25 protein-coding genes are annotated in these 23,150 nt (G+C 65.2%); 10 read left to right on the top strand and 15 right to left on the bottom strand.

Annotated features, from left to right (window positions below):
- Position 1: 1 nt before the first annotated feature.
- Genes rnr through dapE form a run of 3 tightly spaced genes read right to left on the bottom strand, consistent with a single transcriptional unit; the run spans position 2 to position 4,032 of the window.
- A complete protein-coding gene (gene rnr, locus P1U75_RS05345; RefSeq protein WP_300240650.1) occupies positions 2-2,254 on the bottom strand; it encodes a ribonuclease R in 2,253 nt (750 codons plus the stop codon).
- 52 nt (positions 2,255-2,306) lie between these two features.
- Positions 2,307-2,879 (bottom strand): TIGR04282 family arsenosugar biosynthesis glycosyltransferase, encoded by a 573-nt coding sequence (locus P1U75_RS05340; protein WP_300240647.1) that lies wholly within the window; start codon positions 2,877-2,879, stop codon positions 2,307-2,309.
- Between the two features lie 7 nt (positions 2,880-2,886).
- Complete coding sequence (gene dapE / locus P1U75_RS05335) at positions 2,887-4,032, bottom strand: succinyl-diaminopimelate desuccinylase (RefSeq protein ID WP_300240644.1); 1,146 nt, start codon at positions 4,030-4,032, stop codon at positions 2,887-2,889.
- 140 nt (positions 4,033-4,172) lie between these two features.
- On the opposite strand from dapE, the gene P1U75_RS05330 reads away from it, so the two are divergent.
- Positions 4,173-5,228: a transporter substrate-binding domain-containing protein gene (locus P1U75_RS05330; protein WP_300240642.1), complete on the top strand. Its 1,056-nt coding sequence runs from the start codon at positions 4,173-4,175 to the stop codon at positions 5,226-5,228.
- A 12-nt stretch (positions 5,229-5,240) separates the two neighbouring features.
- Here the strand turns inward: P1U75_RS05330 and P1U75_RS05325 are convergent, their stop codons facing one another.
- The gene (locus P1U75_RS05325; RefSeq protein ID WP_300240640.1) at positions 5,241-5,600 is read right to left on the bottom strand and encodes a hypothetical protein; all 360 of its coding nucleotides are present in this window, start codon (positions 5,598-5,600) and stop codon (positions 5,241-5,243) included.
- A gap of 176 nt (positions 5,601-5,776) precedes the next feature.
- Between P1U75_RS05325 and P1U75_RS05320 the strand changes: the two genes are divergently transcribed.
- Positions 5,777-7,345: a choice-of-anchor L domain-containing protein gene (locus tag P1U75_RS05320; RefSeq protein ID WP_300240638.1), complete on the top strand. Its 1,569-nt coding sequence runs from the start codon at positions 5,777-5,779 to the stop codon at positions 7,343-7,345.
- A 71-nt stretch (positions 7,346-7,416) separates the two neighbouring features.
- Here P1U75_RS05320 and dapD read toward each other — a convergent pair whose 3' ends face one another.
- Positions 7,417-8,244, bottom strand: a complete 828-nt coding sequence (gene dapD / locus P1U75_RS05315) for a 2,3,4,5-tetrahydropyridine-2,6-dicarboxylate N-succinyltransferase (RefSeq protein WP_300240636.1) — start codon at positions 8,242-8,244, stop codon at positions 7,417-7,419.
- A 99-nt stretch (positions 8,245-8,343) separates the two neighbouring features.
- On the opposite strand from dapD, the gene P1U75_RS05310 reads away from it, so the two are divergent.
- Complete coding sequence (locus P1U75_RS05310; protein WP_300240633.1) at positions 8,344-8,739, top strand: VOC family protein; 396 nt, start codon at positions 8,344-8,346, stop codon at positions 8,737-8,739.
- A 17-nt stretch (positions 8,740-8,756) separates the two neighbouring features.
- Here the strand turns inward: P1U75_RS05310 and P1U75_RS05305 are convergent, their stop codons facing one another.
- Complete coding sequence (locus tag P1U75_RS05305; protein WP_300240631.1) at positions 8,757-9,674, bottom strand: serine/threonine dehydratase; 918 nt, start codon at positions 9,672-9,674, stop codon at positions 8,757-8,759.
- A 176-nt stretch (positions 9,675-9,850) separates the two neighbouring features.
- On the opposite strand from P1U75_RS05305, the gene P1U75_RS05300 reads away from it, so the two are divergent.
- Entirely contained in the window at positions 9,851-10,867 is a 1,017-nt protein-coding gene (locus P1U75_RS05300) for a hypothetical protein (RefSeq protein ID WP_300240628.1), read from the top strand.
- Between the two features lie 93 nt (positions 10,868-10,960).
- Complete coding sequence (locus P1U75_RS05295; protein WP_300240626.1) at positions 10,961-11,806, top strand: TIGR00730 family Rossman fold protein; 846 nt, start codon at positions 10,961-10,963, stop codon at positions 11,804-11,806.
- Between the two features lie 45 nt (positions 11,807-11,851).
- On the opposite strand, the gene P1U75_RS05290 is transcribed toward P1U75_RS05295, so the two are convergent.
- From P1U75_RS05290 to P1U75_RS05280, 3 genes are all read right to left on the bottom strand, one after another.
- Complete coding sequence (locus tag P1U75_RS05290) at positions 11,852-12,064, bottom strand: hypothetical protein (RefSeq protein ID WP_300240623.1); 213 nt, start codon at positions 12,062-12,064, stop codon at positions 11,852-11,854.
- 139 nt (positions 12,065-12,203) lie between these two features.
- On the bottom strand, positions 12,204-13,403 hold the full coding sequence (gene rlmN, locus P1U75_RS05285; protein WP_300240621.1) for a 23S rRNA (adenine(2503)-C(2))-methyltransferase RlmN: 1,200 nt from the start codon (positions 13,401-13,403) through the stop codon (positions 12,204-12,206).
- A gap of 122 nt (positions 13,404-13,525) precedes the next feature.
- On the bottom strand, positions 13,526-14,071 hold the full coding sequence (locus tag P1U75_RS05280) for an invasion associated locus B family protein (protein WP_300240619.1): 546 nt from the start codon (positions 14,069-14,071) through the stop codon (positions 13,526-13,528).
- Positions 14,072-14,243: 172 nt separating this feature from the next.
- Between P1U75_RS05280 and P1U75_RS05275 the strand changes: the two genes are divergently transcribed.
- The gene (locus P1U75_RS05275; RefSeq protein WP_300240617.1) at positions 14,244-15,245 is read left to right on the top strand and encodes an asparaginase; all 1,002 of its coding nucleotides are present in this window, start codon (positions 14,244-14,246) and stop codon (positions 15,243-15,245) included.
- Here the strand turns inward: P1U75_RS05275 and P1U75_RS05270 are convergent.
- The gene (locus tag P1U75_RS05270; RefSeq protein WP_300240616.1) at positions 15,235-16,122 is read right to left on the bottom strand and encodes a LysR family transcriptional regulator; all 888 of its coding nucleotides are present in this window, start codon (positions 16,120-16,122) and stop codon (positions 15,235-15,237) included. The two genes, P1U75_RS05275 and P1U75_RS05270, sit on opposite strands and share 11 nt — an antisense overlap.
- Before the next feature lie 93 nt (positions 16,123-16,215).
- Here P1U75_RS05270 and P1U75_RS05265 point away from each other — a divergent pair, with 93 nt between their 5' ends.
- Entirely contained in the window at positions 16,216-16,839 is a 624-nt protein-coding gene (locus tag P1U75_RS05265; RefSeq protein WP_300240614.1) for a class I SAM-dependent methyltransferase, read from the top strand.
- A 32-nt stretch (positions 16,840-16,871) separates the two neighbouring features.
- Here the strand turns inward: P1U75_RS05265 and P1U75_RS05260 are convergent, their stop codons facing one another.
- The 4 genes from P1U75_RS05260 to serB are packed head-to-tail and all read right to left on the bottom strand — an operon-like array spanning position 16,872 to position 18,955.
- Complete coding sequence (locus P1U75_RS05260; protein WP_300240612.1) at positions 16,872-17,186, bottom strand: hypothetical protein; 315 nt, start codon at positions 17,184-17,186, stop codon at positions 16,872-16,874.
- Positions 17,187-17,214: 28 nt separating this feature from the next.
- Positions 17,215-17,682 (bottom strand): SRPBCC domain-containing protein, encoded by a 468-nt coding sequence (locus tag P1U75_RS05255; RefSeq protein ID WP_300240610.1) that lies wholly within the window; start codon positions 17,680-17,682, stop codon positions 17,215-17,217.
- On the bottom strand, positions 17,679-18,014 hold the full coding sequence (locus P1U75_RS05250; protein WP_300240607.1) for a metalloregulator ArsR/SmtB family transcription factor: 336 nt from the start codon (positions 18,012-18,014) through the stop codon (positions 17,679-17,681). Before P1U75_RS05250 ends, P1U75_RS05255 begins: the two co-directional genes overlap by 4 nt.
- Positions 18,015-18,067: 53 nt before the next feature.
- The gene (gene serB, locus P1U75_RS05245; RefSeq protein ID WP_300240605.1) at positions 18,068-18,955 is read right to left on the bottom strand and encodes a phosphoserine phosphatase SerB; all 888 of its coding nucleotides are present in this window, start codon (positions 18,953-18,955) and stop codon (positions 18,068-18,070) included.
- A 160-nt stretch (positions 18,956-19,115) separates the two neighbouring features.
- Between serB and P1U75_RS05240 the strand changes: the two genes are divergently transcribed.
- The 3 genes from P1U75_RS05240 (at position 19,116) to P1U75_RS05230 (ending at position 22,664) form a co-directional block, all read left to right on the top strand.
- The gene (locus P1U75_RS05240; RefSeq protein WP_300240603.1) at positions 19,116-20,261 is read left to right on the top strand and encodes a phosphoserine transaminase; all 1,146 of its coding nucleotides are present in this window, start codon (positions 19,116-19,118) and stop codon (positions 20,259-20,261) included.
- A gap of 90 nt (positions 20,262-20,351) precedes the next feature.
- Positions 20,352-21,950, top strand: a complete 1,599-nt coding sequence (gene serA, locus P1U75_RS05235) for a phosphoglycerate dehydrogenase (RefSeq protein WP_300240601.1) — start codon at positions 20,352-20,354, stop codon at positions 21,948-21,950.
- Positions 21,951-22,061: 111 nt separating this feature from the next.
- Positions 22,062-22,664: a dimethylsulfonioproprionate lyase family protein gene (locus tag P1U75_RS05230; RefSeq protein ID WP_300240599.1), complete on the top strand. Its 603-nt coding sequence runs from the start codon at positions 22,062-22,064 to the stop codon at positions 22,662-22,664.
- Here P1U75_RS05230 and P1U75_RS05225 read toward each other — a convergent pair.
- Positions 22,643-23,032, bottom strand: a complete 390-nt coding sequence (locus tag P1U75_RS05225) for a hypothetical protein (protein WP_300240597.1) — start codon at positions 23,030-23,032, stop codon at positions 22,643-22,645. The genes P1U75_RS05230 and P1U75_RS05225 overlap by 22 nt on opposite strands.
- Positions 23,033-23,150: the final 118 nt, after the last annotated feature.

Here is a 23,150-nt window from a genome sequence, read left to right as displayed (position 1 = left end):
CTCAGCGTTGTCGCCGCAGCTTGCGCTTGACCTTGTCGGCCTTCTTCCTGGCGCGCACTGGCTTGCGCTTGGGCGAGCGTCCCCGGCCCGCGCCCGGACCGCGCGGCAAGGCTTTGTCTTCCAACGACAAGAGCTCCAGCTCCAGCCCGCCGGTCATCGGCGCGGCCTCGACCAGGCGCACGGTGACACGCTGGCCGATGCCGATCGTCAGGCCGGTGTCGGACCCCATCAGCGTGCCGGCCTCGCTGTCGAAATGGAAATACTCCCGCCCCAGGGTGCGGATCGGAATCAGCCCGTCGGCGGCGGTCTCGTCCAGCTTGACGAAGGCGCCGAACCGGGCGATGCCGCTGATCCGCCCGGTGAACTCATTGCCGACCCGCTCGGACAAATAGGCCGCCAGATAACGGTCGGTGGTGTCCCGCTCGGCCATCATCGAGCGCCGCTCGGTCTCGGAGATATGCTCGGCGGTCTGGTCCAGCCGCTCGATCTCGTCCGGTTGCAGCCCGTCCTTGCCCCAGCCATGCGCGGCGATCAGGGCGCGGTGCACGATCAGGTCGGCATAGCGCCGGATCGGCGAGGTGAAATGCGCGTAATGTGCCAGCGCGAGGCCGAAATGACCGAAGTTCTCGGGGCTGTAATAGGCCTGTGTCATCGACCGCAGGGTCGAGAGGTTGATCAGTTCGGCATCGTCGCTCCCGGCGGCCTGCTCCAGCAGCGCGTTCAGATGCCGGGTCTGCAGCACCTGCCCCTTGGCCAGCGTATAGCCCGCCGCCTGCGCGGTCTCGCGCAGTGCCTCGAGCTTTTCGGGGCTGGGTTCCTCGTGGACGCGGAACAGCAGCGGCGAGCGTTTGGCGATCAACGTTTCGGCGGCCGAGACATTGGCGAGGATCATGAACTCCTCGATCAGCCGGTGCGCATCCAGCCGATCGCGGAAATTGACCGAGGCGACCTTGCCGTCATCGCCCAGCACGATCCGCCGTTCCGGCAGGTCGAGGTCGAGCGGTTGGCGCAGCTCGCGCGCGTTATGCAGCGCGCAGTAGGCGGCGTAAAGCGGTTTCAGCACCGGCTCCAGCAGCGCCTCGGTGCGCTCGTTGGGATTGCCGTCGATCGCCTCCTGCACCTCGGCGTAATGCAGCGCAGCGGCCGAGCGCATCAGCCCGCGCACGAACCGATGGCCGATCTTGTGGCCTTGCGCATCGATCTGCATCCGCACGGCGACGCAGGCGCGCGGCACGTTTTCATGCAGCGAGCACAGATCGCCCGACAACCGGTCGGGCAGCATCGGCACCACCCGGTCGGGGAAATAGGAGGAGTTGCCGCGATTGCGCGCCTCGCGGTCCAACGCATTGCCCGGACGGACGAAGGCGGCGACATCGGCGATGGCGACCCAGATGATGAAACCGCCGGGGTTCTTGGGATCGTCGTCGGGCAGGGCAAGACAGGCGTCGTCACGGTCACGCGCATCCGCCGGGTCGATGGTGATCAGCGGCAGATCGCGCAGATCCTCGCGCCCGTTCAGACCCACGGGTTTGCAGGCGTCGGCCTCGGCGATCACGTCGTCGGGGAAGTCATCGGGAATGCCGTGCTGGTGAATCGCGATCAGAGACACCGCCCGCGGCGCGCTGGGATCGCCCAGACGCTCGACGATGCGCGCACGTGGCAGGCCCATGCGGCCCTTTGGCCCCGATTGCTCGGCCTCGACCAACTCGCCATCCTTGGCGCCGTGGCGGGCGTCCTCGGGGACCATCCATTCGGTGCTGGTGCCCTTGTCGATCGGCACGATGCGGCCACCCTCGGCGCCCTTGCGAAAGACGCCCAGCACGCGTTTGGGGTTGGTGCCGATACGGCGGATCAGCCGGGCCTCGTAATTGTGATCCTCTTCATGCACTTGGGTCAGCCGGGCGAGGATGCGATCACCCTCGCCCAGAGCCGGGTCCGAGGCGCGCGGCATGACCAGAACGATGGGTTCCACCCCCTCGCCGTGCCATTCCAGTGGCCGCGCGAAGAGATCGCCATCGGCATTGGGCGCCTTGACCTGCAGCACGGTCACCGGCGGCAGGCCCTCGGGGTCGCGGTAGGTTTTCTTGCGCTTTTCCAGATGTCCCTCGGCCTCGAGTTCCTTCAGAACCCGTTTCAGGTCGATCCGGTCGGCCCCCTTGATCCCGAACGCCTTGGCGATATCGCGTTTCGACGATTGGGTCGGGTGGGCGGAAATCCAGTCGAGGATTTCCTGTTTTGAGGGTATGCGCGTCATGGCTTTGGCCTAGCACGGTGCGCCGGGCGCGTCATCGCGAAAAGCGACCGGATCAGGGGCGGAGCAGGTCGGCCGCGCGGTCTACGTCGCGCAGGGTATCGGCCAGTGCGATGCGATGCCCGGGCAGGGTGGCGAGACTGTCGCTCAGCGCGTGTTCGCCGGACCAGCGCACACCCGAGAACAGGCCGTGCGGCAGGCGCGCGGGGTGCTGCGCGCCGACCAGCCAGAACCCGCCATCGGACGCGGGACCAAAGACCGCGTCATGGGACCCGAGCAGCGCAAAGGCGCGGGCGATATGCCGTGGCAGGACGCCGGGGATGTCCGAGCCGATCAGGCAGGCCGGGCCGGGTGCTGCGCGCAGCAGTCGCGCCATCCGCGCCCCGAGATCGCCGCACCCCTGAGGCACGCGGGCCAGATGCCCCGGCCAGAGCCGCGCGCCCAAGGCCCGGTCCGGCGCCACCGCCAACAGCATATCCCAGCGCGGATCGCGCAGGCGCCTGAGCAGGCGCGCGCATTGATGCCGGTACCACCAGGCCGCCGGCACTGCGCCGATCCCGCGCCCCAGCCGGGTTTTCACCCGGCCCGGGCGCGGCTCTTTCACCATCACGATCAGGGTGCCGCGCATCGGGGTGTTACGCGAAATAGTCGCGCAGGATCCGGGTGTAGATCGCCTTGAGTTGGTGGATCTGTGCGACCGGTACCCGCTCGTCGACCTGGTGCATGGTCTGTCCGACCAGCCCGAATTCCACCACCGGGCAGTGATCCTTGACAAACCGCGCGTCCGAGGTGCCCCCGGTGGTCGACAACTCGGGGCGGGTTTCGGTTTCTGCCTCGACCGCCGCCGACACCAGATCCGAGAGCGGCCCCGGTGGGGTGAGGAAGCTTTCGCCGGAGATCTTCACCTTCATCTCCACCGCGACGCCGAACTCTTCGGCCACCTTGTCGGCCTCGGCACGCAGCCAGTCGCTCAGGCCGATGCCGGTATGGGTATCGTTGAAGCGGATGTTCACCGTGCCGCTACAATGCGCCGGGATCACGTTGGTCGCGGGGTTGCCGGCGTCGATGGTCACCACCGCCAGGGTCGAGGGGTCGAAATGATCGGTGCCCCTGTCCAACTCGTGGCTGGCCAGCCGGTCCATCAGCCGGGCCATCGCCGGCAGCGGGTTTTTCGCCCGGTGCGGATAGGCCGAATGCCCCTGCTTGCCCACCACCGTGAACCAGGCCGTCATCGAGCCGCGCCGGCCGATCTTGATCATCTCGCCCATGGTCTCGGGGCAGGTGGGTTCGCCCACCAGGCAGACCGACATCTTTTCGCCGGCCTGCGCCATGTAGTCGAGCAGCGCAACGGTGCCGTCCAGCGCGTCGCCCTCCTCGTCGCCGGTGATCGTCAGGATCACCGCGCCGTCGGGCGGGGTGTTGGAGACAAAGTCGATGGCGGCGGCGGCAAAGGCGGCAACCCCTGATTTCATGTCGGTGGCGCCGCGCCCGTAGAGCACGCCATCCTTTTCGACCGCGCCAAAGGGCGGCACAGTCCAGGCGGCCTCGTCGCCCACCGGCACCACGTCGGTGTGGCCGTTGAAGCCGAACGTGCGCGCATGCCCCTTGTCGCCCCAGCGGGCAAAGAGGTTGCAGACTCCGCCACGGTCGGCGCGGGTGCAGGTGAAACCGGCCGCGCTCAACCGCTCCTCCAGCAGGACCAGCGCGCCGCCTTCTTCCGGCGTGACCGAGGGACAGCGGATCAGATCGGCGGTCAGCCGGGCGGGATCGGTAGCGGGCATTTGCGGATATTCCTTCTGCCTGGTGTCGCGGGCGGCGCCAACTTGCGGTCAAACCGGCAAAATGCCAACCCCTGCCTAACGTGTACGCGCGCTTGCCCCGTTTACGAATTCTGCGTAAGCAAAGCAAAAAACCGGGACAGATGAAAAGATTTTTCGCCATACTTGCCGTTGCTACGGCACTCTGGGCACAGGCCGCCGCCGCCCAGACCCTGACCGTGACCACTGTCACCCGTGTCCCCTTTTCGATGGTGGAGGGGGGCGAGGACAGCGGATTCTCGATGGAACTTCTGGCTGCGCTGGCCGAGGCGCTGGCCTGGGATTATCGAGTCGAACGGCTGGAGAGGTTCGGCGACATGCTGACCCGGATCGGCGACGGGACGGCGGATCTTGCCATTGCCAATATCTCGATCACCGCCGCGCGCGAGGGGGTGATGGATTTCAGCCAGCCGATTTTCGAGGCCGGGCTGCAGATCATGGTGCCACCGGGCGAGAGCGCCGGGTCGTCGGTGTGGCGGGCGATCCTGTCGCCCGACCTGCTGTTGGCCATTGGCGCGGCCTTCGTGCTGCTGATCGGCGGCGGCATGCTGATGTGGGTGTTCGAACGCCGCGCGCAGCCCTATTTCGACCGCCCCGTGCACGAGGCCTGGTTCCCTTCGTTCTGGTGGGCGCTGAACCTCGTGGTGAACGGCGGCTTTGAAGAGCGCGTGCCCCGCACCTTTCTGGGCCGCATCTTTGGGGTGCTTCTGGTGATCTCGTCGCTTTTCATCGTGTCGGTCTTCGTGGCCAAGATCACCACGGTGATGACGGTCGAGGCGATCAGCGGCTCGGTCAACTCGATCAACGATCTCTACGGCAAGCGGGTGGCCACGATCGAAGGCTCGACCGCCGCCGCCTTTCTGGACCGGCGCGAGATCACATATGACGGGTACAGCGCGCTAGAGCCGATGCTGAGCGCCTTCGAGGCGGGGGATGTCGAGGTGGTGGTCTTCGATGCGCCGATCCTGTCCTACTACGCCAATCATGACGGGCGGGACGTGGCGCGTCTGGCCGGGCCGGTGTTCCTGCGCGAGAACTACGGGATCGCCTTTCCCACCGGCAGCCCGCTGGTCGAGGAGGTGAACCAGGCCCTGCTGGCGCTGCGCGAGGATGGAACCTATGACCGCATCTACAGCGAGTGGTTCGGGCAACGCCGCTGAGCGCGGCGTGTCTCAGTGCATGATGTCTTCGGGATCGGGCGCATCGCCATAGAACGGCGTCATCTGCGCCACGATCACCGCGTTCTCGTCCAGCGCCCGCTGCATCAGCGCGCGTTCCTCGTCGTCGATCTCGTGCCCGGCCTCCTGGCGTTCCTTCAGGGTGCCGTAGCCGGTGACGTCCAGCGGCGCGGTATCGGCCTGTTTCAGGATCGCCACGGTTTCGCGCACCGCCTCGGCCTCGTCCACGCCGGAGGCGTAGCATATCAGCCCGGCGCCGGTGGCGCCCTTGGGCAGCCCGTCGCCGGATTTCCGGCCAATCTGGACCAGGAGCGTATAGACCTGCTGGCGGGAGGGTTTGGCTTTGCTGTTCATGTCGCGGGCCTTAGCCGCATTGCCCGGTGGCGGTCAAGCACGGTGGTTCAGGCACCCTATGTCCGAACATTTTCGAAAAAACTTATGAGAACTGCACATTTTCGCCCAATTCTTTGTTCATAAGTGGCGTTTAAGAAAAACCGCGCAAAGCGGCTCCTAATTATTGAGGCATTGTTATGGTTACGGCTTCCGAGCTTCCTATCGACACGTCCGCCTCCGCGATGGACATGGCCGAGGCCATGTTCGGCAGCGGGATCACCATCAATTCGGCCAGTTTCACCGGCGACTCCGATGCCTCCGGCATCTATTCGAACGGCGACACGGTCGCCCCGGACCTGACGCCGTCGGACAGCGGCGTGATCCTGTCGACGGGCAAGGCCGAGGATATCACGCATGCGTCGGGCGACCCGAACCAGAGCGAGAAGGAATCCACGGACCATCACGCGCCGGGCGACTCCGATCTTTCGGACATTTCCGGGCAGACGACCTATGATGCCGCTGTGTTCGAGGCCACCTTCGTGCCCGAGGGCGATACCCTGACCATGCAGGTTACCTTCTCGTCCGAGGAATACCTGGAATGGGTCGACAAGGGATTTAACGACGCGGTCGGGATCTGGGTGAACGGGGAGCAGGCCGAGCTGACGGTGGGCACCGGCGACATCACCATCAACAACATCAACGACGAGAGCAACGAGAACCTCTATATCGACAACCCGCGCGAACTCGATCTCCACAACACCGAGATGGATGGCTTTACCGTCACCCTGACGCTGAAGGCGCCGGTGAACGCGGGCGAGGAAAACACCATCAAGATCGGCATCGCCGACGCCGGCGACGGGATCTATGACAGTAACCTGCTGATCGCCGGGGATTCGGTCCAGACCGCCCTGATCGCCGGCGACGACGTGATCGAGGTGCCGGGGGCCGAGGGCACCTTTGACCTGCTGGCCAACGACGTCAGCAACACCGGCGGCACGCTGACCATCACCCAGATCAACAACCAGCCGGTTCTGGCGGGCGACACCATCATACTGCCAACCGGCGAGGCGGTGACGCTGAACGGTGACGGCACCGTAACCGTCGAGGCCGACGGCGATTACGAGACCAATACCTTTACCTATCAGGTCGAGGACGATGACGGGAACACCGACACCGCCTTTGTCGAGATGACGACGCTGCCCTGTCTTGTGGCCGGAACGCTGGTCGAGACGCCGAATGGCCCGGTCGCGGTGGAAGATCTGAAACCGGGCGATCTGGTCATGACCCGTGATGACGGCCCGCAGCCGGTGCGCTGGTGCGGCCGGGCGATACGCCGCGCCTCCGGGATCGACGCCCCGGTGGTGATCGAGGCCGGTGCGCTGGGCGATCACGCACGGTCCGAGCTTTCGCCGAACCACCGGGTGCTGATGCGCTCGCCTGGCGCCGAGCTGCTGTTCGGCGAGGGCGAGGTTCTGGTCAAGGCCAGGGACCTCGTGAACGGATCGACCGTGCACCTGCGCCGGGATGGCGGGCCGGTGACCTATGTGCATGTCATGTTCGACCGTCACCAGATCATTCGTGGAAACGGGCTGGACAGCGAAAGCTACCATCCCGGCCGTGAGACCATCGACAGTTTTGACGCCGAGACGCGCGAAGAAATTCTGCGGCTGATGCCGGACGCCGCCGATCACGACGGCTTTGGCTACGGCCCGGCGGCGCGCCCCTCGCTCAAGGGGTATGAGAGCCGGGCGCTGATCGGCGCCTGAACCGGGCGTGAAACGAAACAGGGGCGGCCCGCTGGCCGCCCCATTTTTTGTTCGGAAACGGATCTCCGCGATCAGTCGCGCAGCAGCTCGTTGATGCCGGTCTTGGAGCGGGTCTGCGCATCCACCCGCTTCACGATCACCGCGCAATAAAGGTTGATGCCGTTCTTGGACGGCATCGAGCCCGCGACCACCACCGAATAGGGCGGCACCTCGCCATACATCACTTCACCGGTCTCGCGATCGACGATCTTGGTTGACTGGCCGATGAAGACCCCCATGCCAAGGACCGATCCCTCGCGCACGATGCAGCCCTCGACCACCTCGGAGCGGGCACCGATAAAGCAGTTGTCCTCGATGATCGTGGGGCCCGCTTGCATCGGCTCCAGCACGCCGCCGATGCCGACTCCGCCGGACAGGTGCACGCCCTTGCCGATCTGGGCGCAGCTGCCAACCGTGGCCCAGGTATCGACCATGGTGCCCTCGTCGACATAGGCGCCGAGGTTGACGAAAGAGGGCATCAGCACCACGCCGGGGGCGATATAGGCCGATTTGCGCACCACGCAGTTGGGCACCGCGCGGAACCCGGCGGCCTTCCATTCGGCCGCGCCCCAGCCCTTGAACTTGCTGTCGACCTTGTCCCACCAGCCCGAGCCCTGGGGGCCGTTGTCGTGCACTTCCATGTCCTTGATGCGAAAGCCGAGCAGAACCGCCTTCTTGGCCCACTGGTTCACATGCCAGGACCCGTCGGCCTGTTTCTCGGCCACGCGCAGGCTGCCGCTGTCGAGCGCGTTCAGCGTGTCTTCGATCGCTTGGCGGGTTTCGCCACCGGTCGAGGGGGTGATGGTGTCGCGGTTCTCCCACGCGGATTCGATGGCGGTTTCCAGTTGGGCGTTGGGCATCTTTCTCTCCTCGTCCGATCGGGTTTCATGCCCTATAGCGGGCGCGTCGCGTTGCGACAATCCACCTGTCTCCATCGGAGCAAGAGAAGGACAAGACACATGGCCAAAGCCATCCACAGCATGATCCGCGTCTTGGACGAGGTGCGTTCGGTCGCGTTCTACCAGGTCGCGTTTGGCCTGAAGGTCGCAGACCGGCTGGATTTCCCTACGTTCACGCTGGTTTACCTCAGCAATGACGAGACCGGATTCGAGCTGGAACTGACGGTGAACAAGGACCGGACCGAGCCTTATGACCTGGGCGACGGCTATGGTCATCTGGCGGTATCGGTGGCGGATCTGGCGGCGGAGCATGCGCGGCTCAAGGCCGCCGGGCTGGCCCCGCGCGACATCGTGGCCTTTGCGCCCGCAGGCGAGGTGATCGCCGAGTTCTTCTTTCTCGCCGATCCCGACGGCTATCAGATCGAGGTGCTCCAGCGCGGCGGGCGGTATCTGTAACGGTCCTCAGCGCCCGGTCACCCCAACGGATCGGGCGCGATGTTACCGCCGCAGACCAGCACCGCCACCCGCTCGCCCGGGGCCGGAACATAGGCGCCCGACATCAGCGCCGCCAGCGCCGCGGCGCCCGCCGGTTCGACCAATTGCCGCCGCTCCTGCCAGAGCGCGCGCTGGGCGGCGATGATGGCGGCGTCCCGGACCAGCACCGATGGCGAGTCGAACTCCCGCACCAGATCGAAACAGATCCGCCCGATCCGCCGCGCCCCCAGCGCGTTGGCGGCGACACCGGAGACCTCGACATCCACCGGTTCACCGGCCGTGAGCGCCGCGTTCAGCGCGCAGGAGGTTTCCGGCTCCACCGCCACCACCTTGCGCGCACCGCGCAGCCAGGCCAGCGCGCCGGCGATCAGTCCGCCACCGCCGACCGCGATCAGCACGGTATCGGCGACCAGGCCCTGATCCTCCCATTCGCGCAGGCAGGTGCCCTGACCGGCCACCGTGGCGGGCGAATCATAGGCATGGATCTGCATCGCGCCGGTTTCGGCCTCATGGGCCTGCGCGGCCTGTAGCGCGTTGGCATATTCCCCCGGAACCACATGCAGGTCGGCGCCGATCCGTTCGATCAGGGCAATCTTGGACGGACCGGCCATCTCGGGCACGAAGATCGCGGCCCTGTGCCCCAGCGCCCGCGCCGCATAGGCCGCCGCCGCGCCGTGATTGCCGCCCGAGGCCGCGACCAGACCCGCGCCGGGCACATCGCAACTGAGCAAGGTGTTGAACGCGCCGCGGGCCTTGAAGCTGCCGGTATGCTGGACCTGCTCGAGCTTCATCTCGACGGCATAGGGCAGCCCGAAGCCCGAAACCTCCATCACCGGGGTGCGCACGACATGGGGGGCGATCCGCGCCGCCGCCGCGTCGATATCCTGACGATCCACCACTGCCTGTCCTTCCGAATTCAAGATGGCTCCAGATAACCGGCCTTGGCCGGAAAGGGCAACGGCGGGGCCGGGTGGCCGCAACACTTGTGCGAGATATCGTTTGATTTTTTCACGCAGAGGGGGTTCATTTGCGACATTCAAAAACCGTCATGTTTTAGGAATCAGGGGGCTACATGGCCAGGGCAAAACTCATTAACTACACGGCCGGGGGGACATCCCTGACGGAAAATCCGATCCATCAGGTCACCTCGAGTCGGCTGCCGATCGACGCGACAACCTGGAGCGACGCGGACCCGGGCGGCAAGAAGGCCTCCAAGTTCACGCTGGAAACCATTTATACCGAGCCGGTCTACGGCGAGGATGATTTCGAGATGGCCGTGGACATCACCTTTACCGGCTCGTTCAAGAAAACGGCGGCCGGCTGGAAGGGAAAGATCGAGCACACCGACATCTTCAAGGACGGCGAGCTGGCCGCCACCGTCGTGTCCAACGGCAAGGTCAACCTGTCCGATTTCTACGGTCAGACTTATTCCGGCGTAATCTGGGACGAACTGGCCTTGAACGGGCTGAAGGGGTCGCTGTCGAAGGCTGACAACTATTTCAATGCGTCCAGCGGCAATGACGTTATCAAGGCAGGCGCGGGGCACGATCGTGTGGGCGGCTACGACGGCAACGACAAGCTGTTCGGGCAGGCGGGCCATGACTGGCTGGTGGGCTTCAACGGCGATGACAAGCTGTTTGGCGGCAACGGAAATGATGACCTTCAGGGTCTTGCGGGCGACGATGTTATTTTCGGGGGCCGTGGCCGCGACGTTTTCCGCGCCGAGGATGCCCTGGGCACCGATACCTGGACCGGCGGTGCCGGCAAGGACAAGTTCGAGGTGGGCTATTTCGACGAGGGCCGCTTTGGCGCCACGGTGACGGACTTTGACCGCAAGGGGGGCGACAAGGTCGATCTGACCTCGGATCAGGCGTTCTTCTTTTTCGAGTTCGACGAGATCCGGTATATCCGCGATGCCGCCTTCAGCGGCGAGGCGGGCGATTACGAGGTGCGGATGGAAAACGGCATCGTCGAAATCGACAACGACGGTGACGGCGAGGCCGATCTGGGGATCAAGCTGGAGGGCATGGATACCTTTGGTGGCAAGACCAACTGGCTGGTGCTGCCCGACGGATTCGATTTCGTCTGATGCTGCCGCCCCGGCCGCCATGCCGGGGCGTCTGGCCACCGCTACGGGAACGCGATATGGCTGGCCCCTGATTGTTTATCCGGGGCCATGTTCATGAACGACGACCGCCACAGCGTTTTCCGCGACGCCAGTTTCGACCGCACCACCGCGCGCAAGGTTCCCGATACGCCGCAAAGCCGGTCGCCGACCTACCGGCTGGCCTTTACCGACGAGGAATTCATGTGCCGGGACGAGTTGCGCCCGGTCCGGTTGCAGCTGGAGCTTCTGAAACCGCAACTGGTGCTGGAAGAGCGCCAAATCGAAAGCACCATCGTCCTGTTCGGCGGTGCGCGCATCCCCGAGCCGGCACAAAAGCACACCGCGCGCACCAAGACCCTGGCAGAGTTGTCCGCGTTCTATGAGGTGGCGCGCGAGTTTTCCCGGCTGATGACGCAAAAGGCGATCGCGACGGGCAACCGCGAATACGTGATCGCCACCGGCGGCGGGCCGGGCGTGATGGAGGCGGGCAACCGGGGCGCGCATGAGGCGGGGGGCGTTTCGCTGGGCCTGTCGATCGTGCTGCCGCACGAGCAGGCGCCGAACCAGTACGTGACGCCCGAGCTCAGCTTCAACTTCCACTATTTCGCGATCCGCAAGATGCACTTCCTGATGCGCGCGCGGGCCATCGGGGTGTTCCCTGGCGGCTTCGGGACCCTTGACGAAACCTTTGAGGCGCTGACCCTGATCCAGACCGGCCGGATGGACCGGGTGCCGTTCCTGTTCTTCGGGCGCAGCTTCTGGGAAAGCGTGATCAACTGGCAGGCGCTGGCCGATGCCGGCACCATCTCGGACGAGGATCTGAGCCTCTTCCGGTTCGTCGATAGCGCCCAGGAGGCGGCCGAGATCATCGAAAACTGGGAGCCCGCGCCGCCGCGCGACGTGATTCCGGGGCGCGGCTGAGCGGTTTGGCGCCAGACGAACCGGCGTCTGCGATGTCCACAAAAATCAGTGGATCTGAACCTCAAGCACGCCCAGTTCGGTGTTCTGGGGCAGCTTGGTCACCACCTGGGCGCCGCCCACATCCTTGATCGCGTAGCCGTAGCCGGCCAGGCGGAATTTCCATTCCCGCGGGCTGACCGCCATCGCGCGTTCGCGCATCAAAAGATCCAGGACCGGGGCCTCGACGGGGGTGCGGCAGATCATGTGAACCTGTGCCATCTTCATTTCCTCCTGCACTCATTACATTGTTTGCAGTTTGGAAACTGACTGTTGATGGCGGCTTAATTGGTCCCGGATTGTGGAAATTTAGGGGCAGAACGTACAATCCGTTCACGTATTGCAAACAATGACCCGGGGGTCAGCCGTTCAATCCGGCCTCGGCCTCGATCTGTTTGCGCGACTTGCGGGCGCGCTCGGTGGCCGATTTCAACTGGCCGCAGGCGGCCATGATATCCTCGCCGCGCGGGGTGCGGATCGGGCTGGCATAGCCGGCCTTGTAGACGATGTCGGCGAAGGCGCGGATGCGGTTGTTCGACGACCGCTTGTAGGGGGCGCCGGGCCATTCGTTGAACGGGATCAGGTTGATCTTGGCCGGGATGCCGTGATCCTTGATCAGCTGGATCAGGCGGCGGGCGTCGTCGTCGCTGTCATTCACCCCGTTCAACATCACGTACTCAAAAGTGATCCGCTCGGAGTTCGAGACCTTGGGATAGCTCGCCAGAGCGGCCAGCAGTTCCTCGATGTTCCAGCGCTTGTTGATCGGCACCAGAACATCGCGCACCTCGTCCGTGGTGGCGTGGAACGAGATGGCGAGCTGGCAGCCGATCTCTTGCGCCGTGCGGGCGATCTCGGGCACCACGCCGGAGGTCGAGAGCGTGATGCGACGGCGCGACAGCTGGATGCCCTCGGGGTCCATGGCGATCTTCATCGCATCGCGCACGTTCTCGAAATTATAGAGCGGCTCGCCCATTCCCATCAGCACGATGTTGCTGAGCAGCCGTGTCTCGTCCTTTGGCGCACCGGGTACCGGCCATTCGCCCAGATCGTAGCGCGCCATCATCACCTGGCCGACAATCTCGCCGGCGGTCAGGTTGCGCACCAGCTTCTGGGTGCCGGTATGGCAGAACGAACAGGTCAGGGTGCATCCCACCTGAGACGAGACGCAGAGCGTGCCGCGATCCTCCTCGGGGATATAGACCACCTCGACCTCGTGCCCGCCGGCGATGCGCACAAGGTACTTTCGGGTGCCGTCGCTGCTGACCTGGCGGCTCACCACCTCGGGGATCCCGATGGTGAAATGCTCGGTCAGCAGCGCGCGATAGGGTTTGGCCAGGTTGGTCATCTGCGCGAAATCGCGCACGCCCCACTGGTAGATCCACTGCCAGATCTGGCCCGCCCGCATCCGGGCCTGTTTCTCGGGCGTGCCGGCCTCGATCAGCGCGTCGCGCATCCGCTCGCGGGTCATCCCGACAAGATTGATCGGCCCCTCCGGCGTCTTGCGGGGGATCGTCATGACATCCTGGGTGATCGGCGCGTTGGGGGCGTTGGGGGCGGACATGGGTGGCGGCTTTCGCGGTTTCGGTGCGGAATGGCCCCTATATAGGCTTTTTCGCCGATTTCAAAAAGATTCGGCCGCACCCCAAGGGGCACGGCCTGCCTGTTTACGCGATTTTCGCCGGGTCAGTTGGTGCAGCGCTTTTCCGCGTCTTCCAGGGCGGCGGTGAAGCCCAGCAGCGAGAAAGTGTCCTGAGTCCGGGTTCCGCGGGTCGACCGCGCGGACAAAATGGCGCTGGTGCCGCGCTTCATCGCAGTGATGATCTTGGCGTCGTCGGCCTCGGTCGCGGGCCAGGCCCATTCGCCGTCGGTGAACAGTTCGAACTCGGTTCCGCCGATGTCCAGGTTCACGGTTGAGCCATCGGCGAAGGGATAGCCGCCGGTGAAGGTGACCTGACCGTTGACCCCGGCGCCGGGCCGGTAGAACACGAACAGCAAAATGTCACCGCGCCGGACCGCCACCACACGTCCGTCGCGGGTATTCACGGTTTCCTTGGGCGCTGACACGCTCCAGCATTCCTTTGGATCGTCCTCGACGAAGACGCTCCAATCGGTTTCCGCAGCGACGCGGTTGGTGCTTTCATCCTGCGCGAATGCGGTGGTTGCTGCGAAGGTTGCGGCCATTCCGGCCAAGCACAGGCCCGCCAGCGCGCGGGCGTGTTTCGATCCCATCTGTCCAGACTCCCAGACTGTCCTTTACCTCAATCAACAGGGGCGCACGCGGCGTTGTTTCGCCGTCTGTCCCGTCGCGCACCCGACGCTTGCCGACTTAGGCACAGTAACGTAACTTGCGCCACGGGCGAAAGAGCGATTGGCGGGAAATCGCCAAAATCCGGAGCAATTCATGACAGACCCTGTACCGATGGCCGAACTTTGGCGGGCAGACTTGTTGGAATGCCTGCATCTTGGCCATGGCGTCATCTGCGACGACAGCGGCCAGATCGTGCAGGCCTGGGGCGATCCGGAGGCGCTGATCTATCCGCGCAGCTCGTGCAAGATGGTGCAGGCATTGCCGCTGGTCACATCCGGGGCGGCGGCGAAATACGGACTGACGTCGGAACAGCTGGCGCTGGCCTGCGCCTCGCACAACGGGGCGGCGATCCACACCAGCCGCGTGCGGGCCTGGCTGGGTGACCTGGGGCTGGACGACAGCGATTTCCGCTGCGGCCCGCAGATGCCCGACGACCGCGAGGCGCGCTATGCGCTGATCCGCGGGGATGAGGAGCCCTGCCAGTACCACAACAACTGTTCGGGCAAGCATTGCGGGTTCCTGACCTTGGCGCAGCATATGGGCGCCGGGCCGGAATACTGCGAGATCGACCACCCGGTGCAGCGCGCGGTGCGCGAGGCCTTCGAGGAGGTCACCGGAGCGGCAAGCCCCGGTTATGGCATCGACGGCTGCTCGGCGCCGAATTTCCAGACCACGCTGCACGGGCTGGCGCGGGCGATGGCGTGGTTCGCCAGTGCCGGTGATCGGAGCGACCGGCAGAGCATGGCGGCACAACAGCTTGTCGCGGCGATGGTCGCTCACCCCGACCTTGTCGCCGGCGAGGGGCGCGCCTGTACCGAGCTGATGCGCGCGATGGAGGGCCGCGTCGCAGTCAAGACCGGGGCCGAGGGGGTGTTTGTCGCGATCCTTCCCGAGCGGCGCTTGGGCATCGCGCTCAAGATCGCCGACGGGGCGACGCGGGCCAGCGAATGCGCGATTTCAGCGATCCTGACCGGGCTGGACGTGCTTGACCGCGATCTTGCGGCGACTACCAAGCGGCTGAACCCGCCGCTACTGAACCGCCGCAATATCGAGGTCGGGCAGATCCGCCCGGCCGCGGGCCTGCTCAGCCGCTGAGTTCCTCGACCAGCAGGTCAAAGACCAGACGGATACGCCGGTTGGTCCGCAATTCCCGGTGGCTGACCAGCCAGGAGGGCACCCGGATCGGCGTGAAGCCGGGCAGGATCGGGCGCGCATCGGGGATGTGGGCGGCGATCGCGGGCGAGAGCACGCCGATCGCCTCGCCTCGCCGGATCATCTCCAAAAGCACCATGCCATTGCCCGAGGACACCCGGACATTGCTGCGCGTCAGCGCCAGCCCGCGCGTCTGCATCTCGGACACGAAACGCTCCAGGGGTTCGAACCCCGCGAACACCGCGCCGCGCAGGTCGGTCGGATCGGTCGGCTCGCCGTAGCGCGCGAGATAGGCGCCGGTGGCGTAGCAGTGCGCCTCTTCCTCGCCCAGCTTGCGCGCGATCAGGTCGGGCTGGTCGGGGCGCAGATGGCGGATGGCGATGTCGGCCTCGCGCCGGCGCAGGTTCTGCACCTCGTTCGAGGCGATGACCTCGACGGTGATTCCAGGGGCCTCCCGCGACAGCCGGATCAAGGCTGGGGGCAGGATCAGGGCGGCGGTGATGTCGCCGGCGGTGATCGAAACATGCCCTTCGACAGCCTCGTTCTGGCCGGTCGCGACCAGCGAGAACTGACCGGCGGCCTCGCCCATGCGGCGCACCTGCTCCAGCAGTTCCAGCCCGGCCTGCGTCAGTTGCAGCGCCCGCCCGGTCCGGTCGAAGAGCTGGACGCCCAGACGGTCCTCCAGCGCCGCGACCTGCCGGCCCAGCGTCGGCTGGGTCATCCCCAGCGCCCGCGCCGCGGCCGAGAGCGACCCCTCTTCCGCGGTCACCAGAAAGGCTCGCGCCTGGTTCCAGTCAAACCGGATGCTGCTCCAATTCATGCATAACCGTATACAGAGGATGCGAAAACGGGCAATTCCAAAAAGCCCGCGTCCTGATATCCCGTCCCCAACCGATAGTGATAGGATAGAACGATGAGCACCTCCGCAGCCTTTTGGGACGGAATCGCGGCGAAATACGCCAAGAGCCCGGTCCGCAACCCGACCGCCTACAGTGAAACCCTTGCCGCGAGCACAGCGCTGTTCTCTCCCGGCGACCGGGTGCTGGAGCTGGGCTGCGGCACCGGGACCACCGCGCTGAAACTCGCGCCCTATGTGAAATCATACACCGCCAGTGACATCTCTTCCGAGATGATCGCCATCGCCGAGCACAAGCGGCGCGCCGAGGGCGCGGGGAACCTGCGCTTCGTGACGTCCGGCATCGAGGAGCCGGAAGAGGGGGCGGAGCCGCATGACGTGGTGCTGGCGTTCAACCTGCTGCACCTGATCGAGGATCTCGACGGCGCGCTTGCCGCGATCCGCAAGCTGGTGAAGCCGGGCGGCCTGTTCATTTCCAAGTCCGGCTGCGTCGGCGAGATGAACCCGTTGTTCCGCCCGCTTATCCGGGCGATGCAGTTCGTTGGCAAGGCGCCCTACGTCAAGATCCTGAAGGCCACAGAACTGGAGGCGGCGATCGCCCGCGCCGGGTTCGTGCTGGAGCAGTCTCGGACCTTTACCGGCGCGCGGGAATCGCTCTTCGTGGTGGCGCGACGGCCCTAAGGCGGGTCACCGCGCCAATCCTGAGCGGGGTGTCACATCTGGATGATCTCGGCCACTTCGACCGAACCGGATCCGTCCACCACCATCGGGTTTGACATGGCGATGGCACAGGCGGCGTCGAGGTCGGCGGCCTCGATGATGGTATAGCCCGAGGCCGGGTTGGCGCCGCCGTCACCGGCCACGCCGCCGGCGCTGACCGTTTTCGACTGGCCCACCGGGTTGCCCGGCTCGACCAGGCTGGCGCCGTTGTCGCCCATCCATTTGCTCCATGCGGCCATGACCGCCTGGGCTTCGTCGTCGGAGTCCGGGGCTTTGCCGCCGTGGTAGACGTAAAGAAATCTGGGCATTTCAATCTCCTGTTTCTGGGGGGGCGGATCAGGTTTCCAGGCCGGCTGCAAAGCTGTCCAGCTTGGTCAGGGTGGACAGCCAGCCGCGGCTGTGGCCTTGCGCCGACTCGATATCGGGCAGGGCCCGGTGCGTCACCGTCAGGCGGGCGCCGGACCCGGTGGCGGCGACGGTAAAGGTCACGTGACTTTCGGCGCCGCGTCTGTCGTCGTCATCGTGCCAGGCCCATGTAAACCCGACCGAGCCGGCGCGTCCGTCCCCGGGCGGGCGAATATGGGTGACAACGCCGGTGACCTTGAAGCGAGTGCCGCTTTCCAGCCCTATCATTTCGCAGGACCACGGCCCCTCGCGGCTGAAATTGAGGGCGCAGCGCTCCAATCGCACGCCTTCGGGGCCGAACCATTGCACCAGGTCGGCCGGATCGGTGACCGCGCGCCACAGACGATCGACGCTGACCGAATAGTCGCGGATGAATTCGATTTCCTGAGTGTCTTTCATCGGTTGTCCTCCGGTCCGGGGTCGAGCGCGAGCAGACCCTCCAGCCGCTCCAGCCCGCCTTTCCAGAACTGCCGATGGTCCATGGTCCAGTCGGAGATCGCCTGAATCGCCTCGGGCTGCACCGAGCAGTACCTGCGGGTGCCTTCGACCCGCTGCCGGATCAGCCCGGCCTGGCGTAGCACCTTCAGGTGGCGGGAAATCGCGGGGGCGGAAATCCCTGCGCCCGCGGCCAGCTCTCCAACCGGCAATTCGCCCCGCGTCATCATCTTTTCGACCAGCTGAAGGCGGGTCGGGTCGGACAGGGCGGAAAAGGTATGGGCCAGATCTTTCATAGCCCAGTGTCGCCCGGAACAGTTATTAACGCAAGCGTTAATTAACGAAGTGGCTAAATACAGGAGAAATCGTCCCGCGCGTAGCCCTGGAGGTAAAGCAGCGCAGTCAGGTCGCCGAAGTTCACCCGCAGGTCGCATTGCGCCGCGACCGAGGGTTTGGCGTGCAGCGCCACGCCGGTGCCGGCCCGACCCAGCATTCCCAGATCGTTGGCGCCGTCGCCCACCGCGATCACCTCCGATTCTGCGATGCCCAGCCGCGCGGTGACCTGCTCCAGCGCCTCGACCTTGGCCGCCCGGCCGAGGATCGGGCGCTGCACATCGCCGGTGAGCCTGCCGTTCTCAACCAGCAGCGTGTTGGCGCGGTTTTCGTCAAAGCCGAGTTGTTCCGCGACAGACCGGGTAAAGGCGGTAAACCCGCCCGAGACCAGCAGCGCATAGGCGCCGTTCGCCCGCATCGTCGCCACCAGATCCCGCGCGCCCGGCATCAGGGTGATCCGCTGCTCCAGCACCTGCCCGATCACCGCCTCTGGCAACCCCTTGAGCAGGCCGACACGCTCGGTCAGGGCGCCTTCGAAATCCAGCTCGCCGTTCATCGCCCGCGAAGTGATTTCCTTGACCCGGTCACCGACGCCGGCCATGTCGGCCAGTTCGTCGATGCATTCCTGCTGGATCATGGTGCTGTCCATGTCGGCGACCAGCATCTTCTTGCGCCGCCCTTCGACGGGTTGAACCACCAGATCGACGCGCATCTTCTGCACCTCGTCCCAGACCTCCCAGCGATTGCCGGGCATCTCGGGCAGGGCAAACTCCGCCGCATGTCCTGGTGCCAGCCAGACCGCATCGCCGCCGCCCCAGGCATTGCGCAGCGAAGAGACCAGCGCCGGGTCGATTCCGGGGCCGGCGGGATCGGTCAGGAGGGTGGCGATATACTTGGGCATCATGGCGGCAGGGTTTCCGATAGGCGGCGAGAATGTCGCGTTTGATTTCTCAAGCGGCGCTCTAGCGGCATTTTGGCGCTTGTGGAACCCCGGGCGCCCGTTTATCTCGGTCCGTGGGACACCCCTCCCCAACGAGGGGCGCTTATCTGGAAGGGTAGCTGACATGGCTATGCAAGAACCGGCAACGCGGCCGGCCAATCCGCGTTTTTCCTCGGGCCCCTGTGCCAAACCCCCCACATACGAGCTGAGCAAGCTGGCCGACGCCCCGCTGGGCCGCAGCCACCGTGCCGCCGTTGGCAAGGCCAAGCTGAAGGCCGCGATCGACGGCACGCGCGAGATCCTCGGCATCCCGGCCGAGTACAAGATCGGCATCGTGCCGGCCTCGGATACCGGCGCGGTCGAAATGGCGCTGTGGTCGATGCTGGGCGCCCGCAAGGCCGAGATGCTGGCCTGGGAAAGCTTCGGCTCCGGCTGGGTCACCGACGTGGTCAAGCAGCTCAAGATCGACGCCGAGGTGAAAACCGCCGACTATGGCCAGATCGTCGACCTTGGATCGGTCGATTTCGACAATGACGTCGTCTTTACCTGGAACGGCACCACCTCGGGCGTGCGGGTGCCCAACGGCGACGCGATCCCGGCGGACCGCGCCGGCCTGACCATCTGTGATGCCACCTCTGCCGCCTTCGCCCAGGACCTGCCCTGGGACAAGCTGGATGTGACCACCTTCTCCTGGCAAAAGGTGATGGGCGGCGAGGCGGCCCACGGCATGCTGATCCTGTCGCCGCGTGCGGTCGAACGGCTGGAAAGCTATACCCCCGCCTGGCCGCTGCCCAAGATTTTCCGCCTGACCAAGGGTGGCAAGCTGATCGAGGGCATCTTTACCGGCGCCACCATCAACACCCCCTCCATGCTGGCGGTCGAGGATTACCTCGTCGCACTGGACTGGGCGCGCAAGATCGGCGGTCTGCCCGAACTGATGAAACGGGCCGATACCAACGCCAAGGTGCTGTGGGATTTCTGCGACCGGAACGACTGGCTGGCCAACCTGGCCGAGGATCCGGCGACGCGCTCGAACACCTCTGTCTGCCTGAAGTTCACCGACGACCGGATCACCGATCCGGCGGCCTTCGCCAAGGCGGTTGCCAAGAAGCTGGAAACCTATGACGCGGCCTATGACATCGGTGCCTATCGCGATGCGCCGGCCGGCCTGCGGATCTGGTGCGGTGCGACCATCGAGGCGGCGGATGTCGAGAAACTGACGCTCTGGCTCAAATGGGCCTTCGAGGAAGCGCTCGAAGCGCAGGCGTAACCGCGCCCCCGGATTTCCCTGATCCCCAGCCGCCCCGGACCCGACCCGGGGCGCGCCTTTCCCCATATTCATATGCAAAGGACCAGACAGATGGCCCCCAAAGTACTCGTCAGCGACAAGCTCAGCGAAACCGCCGTCCAGATCTTCCGCGATCGCGGCATCGACGTGGATTTCATGCCCGACGTGGGCAAGGACAAGGAAAAACTGGCCGAGATCATCGGTCAGTATGATGGCCTTGCCATCCGTTCGGCCACCAAGGTGACCGAAAAGATCCTTGAGAAGGCAGATAACCTCAAGGTGGTCGGTCGTGCCGGGATCGGCACCGACAACGTCGACAAGGAAGCCGCGTCGAAAAAAGGCGTGATCGTGATGAACACGCCGTTCGGCAACATGATCACCACTGCGGAACACGCGATTGCGATGATGTTCGCCGTCGCCCGTCAGATCCCCGAGGCCAGCGCCAGCACCCAGGCCGGCAAGTGGGAAAAGTCCAAGTTCATGGGCGTTGAGCTGACCAACAAGACCCTGGGCGTGATCGGTGCCGGCAACATCGGCGGCATCGTCTGCGACCGCGCCCGTGGCCTCAAGATGAAAGTCATCGCCTTTGATCCCTTCCTCAGCGAGGAAAAGGCCGACAAGATGGGCGTCGAAAAGATCGAGGATCTCGACGACCTGCTCAAGCGCGCCGATTTCATCACCCTGCACGTGCCGCTGACCGACCAGACCCGCAACATTCTTGGCAAGGAAAACCTGGCCAAGACTAAGAAGGGCGTGCGCATCATCAACTGTGCCCGTGGCGGCCTGGTCGACGAAGAGGCGCTGGCCGAACTGCTGAAATCGGGCCATGTGGCCGGGGCCGGCTTTGACGTGTTCTCCAAGGAACCGGCCACCGAGAACCCGCTCTTTGGTCTCCCCAACGTGGTCTGCACCCCGCACCTGGGCGCGGCCACCACCGAGGCACAGGAAAATGTCGCCCTGCAGGTGGCCGAACAGATGTCGGATTACCTGCTGACCGGCGCGGTGCAGAACGCCCTCAACATGCCCTCGGTCACCGCCGAAGAGGCCAAGGTGATGGGTCCCTGGATCCAGCTGGCCGGCCATCTGGGCGCCTTTATCGGCCAGATGACCAACGAGCCGATCAAGGCGATCAACATCCTCTATGACGGTGTCGCTTCGCAGATGAACCTCGACGCGCTGAACTGCGCTACCGTGGCCGGGATCATGAAAAGCGTGAACCCCGAGGTGAACATGGTCAGCGCGCCGGTGATCGCCAAGGAACGCGGGATCAAGATCAGCACCACCAACCAGGACAAGTCGGGCGCCTTCGAGGGCTATATCAAGCTGACCATCGTCACCGACACCCTCGAACGCTCGATCGCCGGGACCGTGTTCAGCGACGGCAAGCCGCGCTTCATCCAGATCAAGGGCATCAACATCGACGCCGAGATCGGCGCGCATATGGTCTATACCACCAACGAGGACGTGCCGGGCATCATCGGCACCCTGGGCCAGACCATGGGCGAGAACGGCGTCAACATCGCCAACTTCACCCTCGGCCGAAAGGCGGCCGGCGGCGAGGCGATCGCGCTGCTTTATGTCGATGCGGAACTGCCGGACGAGGTTGCCGAAAAGCTCAAGGCAACCGGGCTGTTCCGTCAGGTCCGCCCGCTGGTCTTCGACGTGGCCTGATCCAACCCGCAATCAAAAAACGACCCATCGAAGGTCGCCGCGCAGGTAGTCGCGGCGGCCTTTTCTTTTTACCCATCACGGTCAGTTGCGGCTTTGCAGGGAGGTAAGCCGATGACCGACGTGATTCGACGGGCGCTGGCCGAAATTGCGCATGCCTTTCGGGCCGAGCGCCGCGACGATGCCCTTGCCACGGCGGCGGCGCTGCAGAGCGCGCCGTTCCAGGGCCAGGCCAATCCGCTGGCCGCCGCCGACGATGCCGCGATTCGCGCCCTGCTTTTTGCCTCGGGCCATCCGACTGCGGTGGCCTTGCTGGCCGCGCACGACCGCATGCCCTGGGGCGTCAATCCGGTGGCGCGCCAGGTCAGCGCCGACCACATGGAGCTCTACGCGGTGTGCGACCTGATGGGGCCGGACTCTCCGATCCGCTCCGCGCATCTACGGGCCGGCCTGTATTATCAGCGGCCCAACTGCCGCTATGCGCTGCATTCCCATGCGGCGGCCGAAACCTATGTCATCATTGCGGGCAGCGCCCTGTGGACGGCGGGCGATGCCCGCAAGCTGATTGGCCCGGGCGATTCGGTGCATCACTCAACCTATCTGCCGCACGCCTGCCAGACCGGGCCGGAGGGTGTGGTCGCCCTCTGGCGCTGGAGCGGAGACATCGGTGTCGAATCCTATCGCTTGCACGATGGTCAGGATGCTTTCGCGGCCTGACCTGCCGAAGTGCCGCGCAGAACGACGGCGGCAAAGAGCAGCATCGACAGCAACGTCAGGATCGAGCCGATCTTGGCCAGGGTTTCGCCCCGTTCGGTGACCGCCATGGCGATCCCGGGAATCATCAGCACCACGCCGACCACCGCCGCCGCGAAATGCAGCTTGGGCAAAATCCCCGCACCCGCGCCGGGGACGAGGTGATAGTAGAATGCAAAGATTGCGAAACTGACCCAGCCCACCAGGTTGAGGTGTGCGTGCGCCGGTGACAGCGTATGATTGTGCGCCGCCGACATCTGGATGCCCCAGGCCATTCCGATGATGGCCCACAGCACCGCCAGCAGCATGAAGTATCGTGCTATTCCGTTCATTGTGATTTTCGTCCCTGTTGTTTCAGCCGCTCAGGGGCGGCCCTGTAAAGTCAGGTTTCCGGCGCCCGGCGAGCCCGGCCAAGCGCGCCATCTCCCTCAGACTCCCGCGGTGCGCGTC

The organism is Antarcticimicrobium sp., assembly GCF_029212575.1.
Taxonomy (GTDB): Bacteria; Pseudomonadota; Alphaproteobacteria; order Rhodobacterales; family Rhodobacteraceae; genus Antarcticimicrobium.
The sequence above is the reverse complement of the archived record's forward strand: the minus strand, read 5'-3'. Positions and strand labels throughout refer to the sequence as shown.

Coding starts and splice junctions, on each gene's coding strand:
- P1U75_RS05340 (WP_300240647.1), bottom strand. CDS start 2,879: ATGCGCGGCACCCTGATCGTGATGGTGAAAGAGCCGCGCCCGGGCCGG.
- P1U75_RS05240 (WP_300240603.1), top strand. CDS start 19,116: ATGGCTATGCAAGAACCGGCAACGCGGCCGGCCAATCCGCGTTTTTCC.
- rnr (WP_300240650.1), bottom strand. CDS start 2,254: ATGACGCGCATACCCTCAAAACAGGAAATCCTCGACTGGATTTCCGCC.
- P1U75_RS05310 (WP_300240633.1), top strand. CDS start 8,344: ATGGCCAAAGCCATCCACAGCATGATCCGCGTCTTGGACGAGGTGCGT.
- P1U75_RS05230 (WP_300240599.1), top strand. CDS start 22,062: ATGACCGACGTGATTCGACGGGCGCTGGCCGAAATTGCGCATGCCTTT.
- P1U75_RS05255 (WP_300240610.1), bottom strand. CDS start 17,682: ATGAAAGACACTCAGGAAATCGAATTCATCCGCGACTATTCGGTCAGC.
- dapD (WP_300240636.1), bottom strand. CDS start 8,244: ATGCCCAACGCCCAACTGGAAACCGCCATCGAATCCGCGTGGGAGAAC.
- P1U75_RS05250 (WP_300240607.1), bottom strand. CDS start 18,014: ATGAAAGATCTGGCCCATACCTTTTCCGCCCTGTCCGACCCGACCCGC.
- P1U75_RS05330 (WP_300240642.1), top strand. CDS start 4,173: ATGAAAAGATTTTTCGCCATACTTGCCGTTGCTACGGCACTCTGGGCA.
- rlmN (WP_300240621.1), bottom strand. CDS start 13,403: ATGTCCGCCCCCAACGCCCCCAACGCGCCGATCACCCAGGATGTCATG.
- serB (WP_300240605.1), bottom strand. CDS start 18,955: ATGATGCCCAAGTATATCGCCACCCTCCTGACCGATCCCGCCGGCCCC.
- P1U75_RS05275 (WP_300240617.1), top strand. CDS start 14,244: ATGACAGACCCTGTACCGATGGCCGAACTTTGGCGGGCAGACTTGTTG.
- serA (WP_300240601.1), top strand. CDS start 20,352: ATGGCCCCCAAAGTACTCGTCAGCGACAAGCTCAGCGAAACCGCCGTC.
- P1U75_RS05265 (WP_300240614.1), top strand. CDS start 16,216: ATGAGCACCTCCGCAGCCTTTTGGGACGGAATCGCGGCGAAATACGCC.
- P1U75_RS05290 (WP_300240623.1), bottom strand. CDS start 12,064: ATGGCACAGGTTCACATGATCTGCCGCACCCCCGTCGAGGCCCCGGTC.
- P1U75_RS05325 (WP_300240640.1), bottom strand. CDS start 5,600: ATGAACAGCAAAGCCAAACCCTCCCGCCAGCAGGTCTATACGCTCCTG.
- P1U75_RS05270 (WP_300240616.1), bottom strand. CDS start 16,122: ATGAATTGGAGCAGCATCCGGTTTGACTGGAACCAGGCGCGAGCCTTT.
- P1U75_RS05280 (WP_300240619.1), bottom strand. CDS start 14,071: ATGGGATCGAAACACGCCCGCGCGCTGGCGGGCCTGTGCTTGGCCGGA.
- P1U75_RS05320 (WP_300240638.1), top strand. CDS start 5,777: ATGGTTACGGCTTCCGAGCTTCCTATCGACACGTCCGCCTCCGCGATG.
- P1U75_RS05225 (WP_300240597.1), bottom strand. CDS start 23,032: ATGAACGGAATAGCACGATACTTCATGCTGCTGGCGGTGCTGTGGGCC.
- P1U75_RS05295 (WP_300240626.1), top strand. CDS start 10,961: ATGAACGACGACCGCCACAGCGTTTTCCGCGACGCCAGTTTCGACCGC.
- P1U75_RS05300 (WP_300240628.1), top strand. CDS start 9,851: ATGGCCAGGGCAAAACTCATTAACTACACGGCCGGGGGGACATCCCTG.
- P1U75_RS05260 (WP_300240612.1), bottom strand. CDS start 17,186: ATGCCCAGATTTCTTTACGTCTACCACGGCGGCAAAGCCCCGGACTCC.
- dapE (WP_300240644.1), bottom strand. CDS start 4,032: ATGCCCGCTACCGATCCCGCCCGGCTGACCGCCGATCTGATCCGCTGT.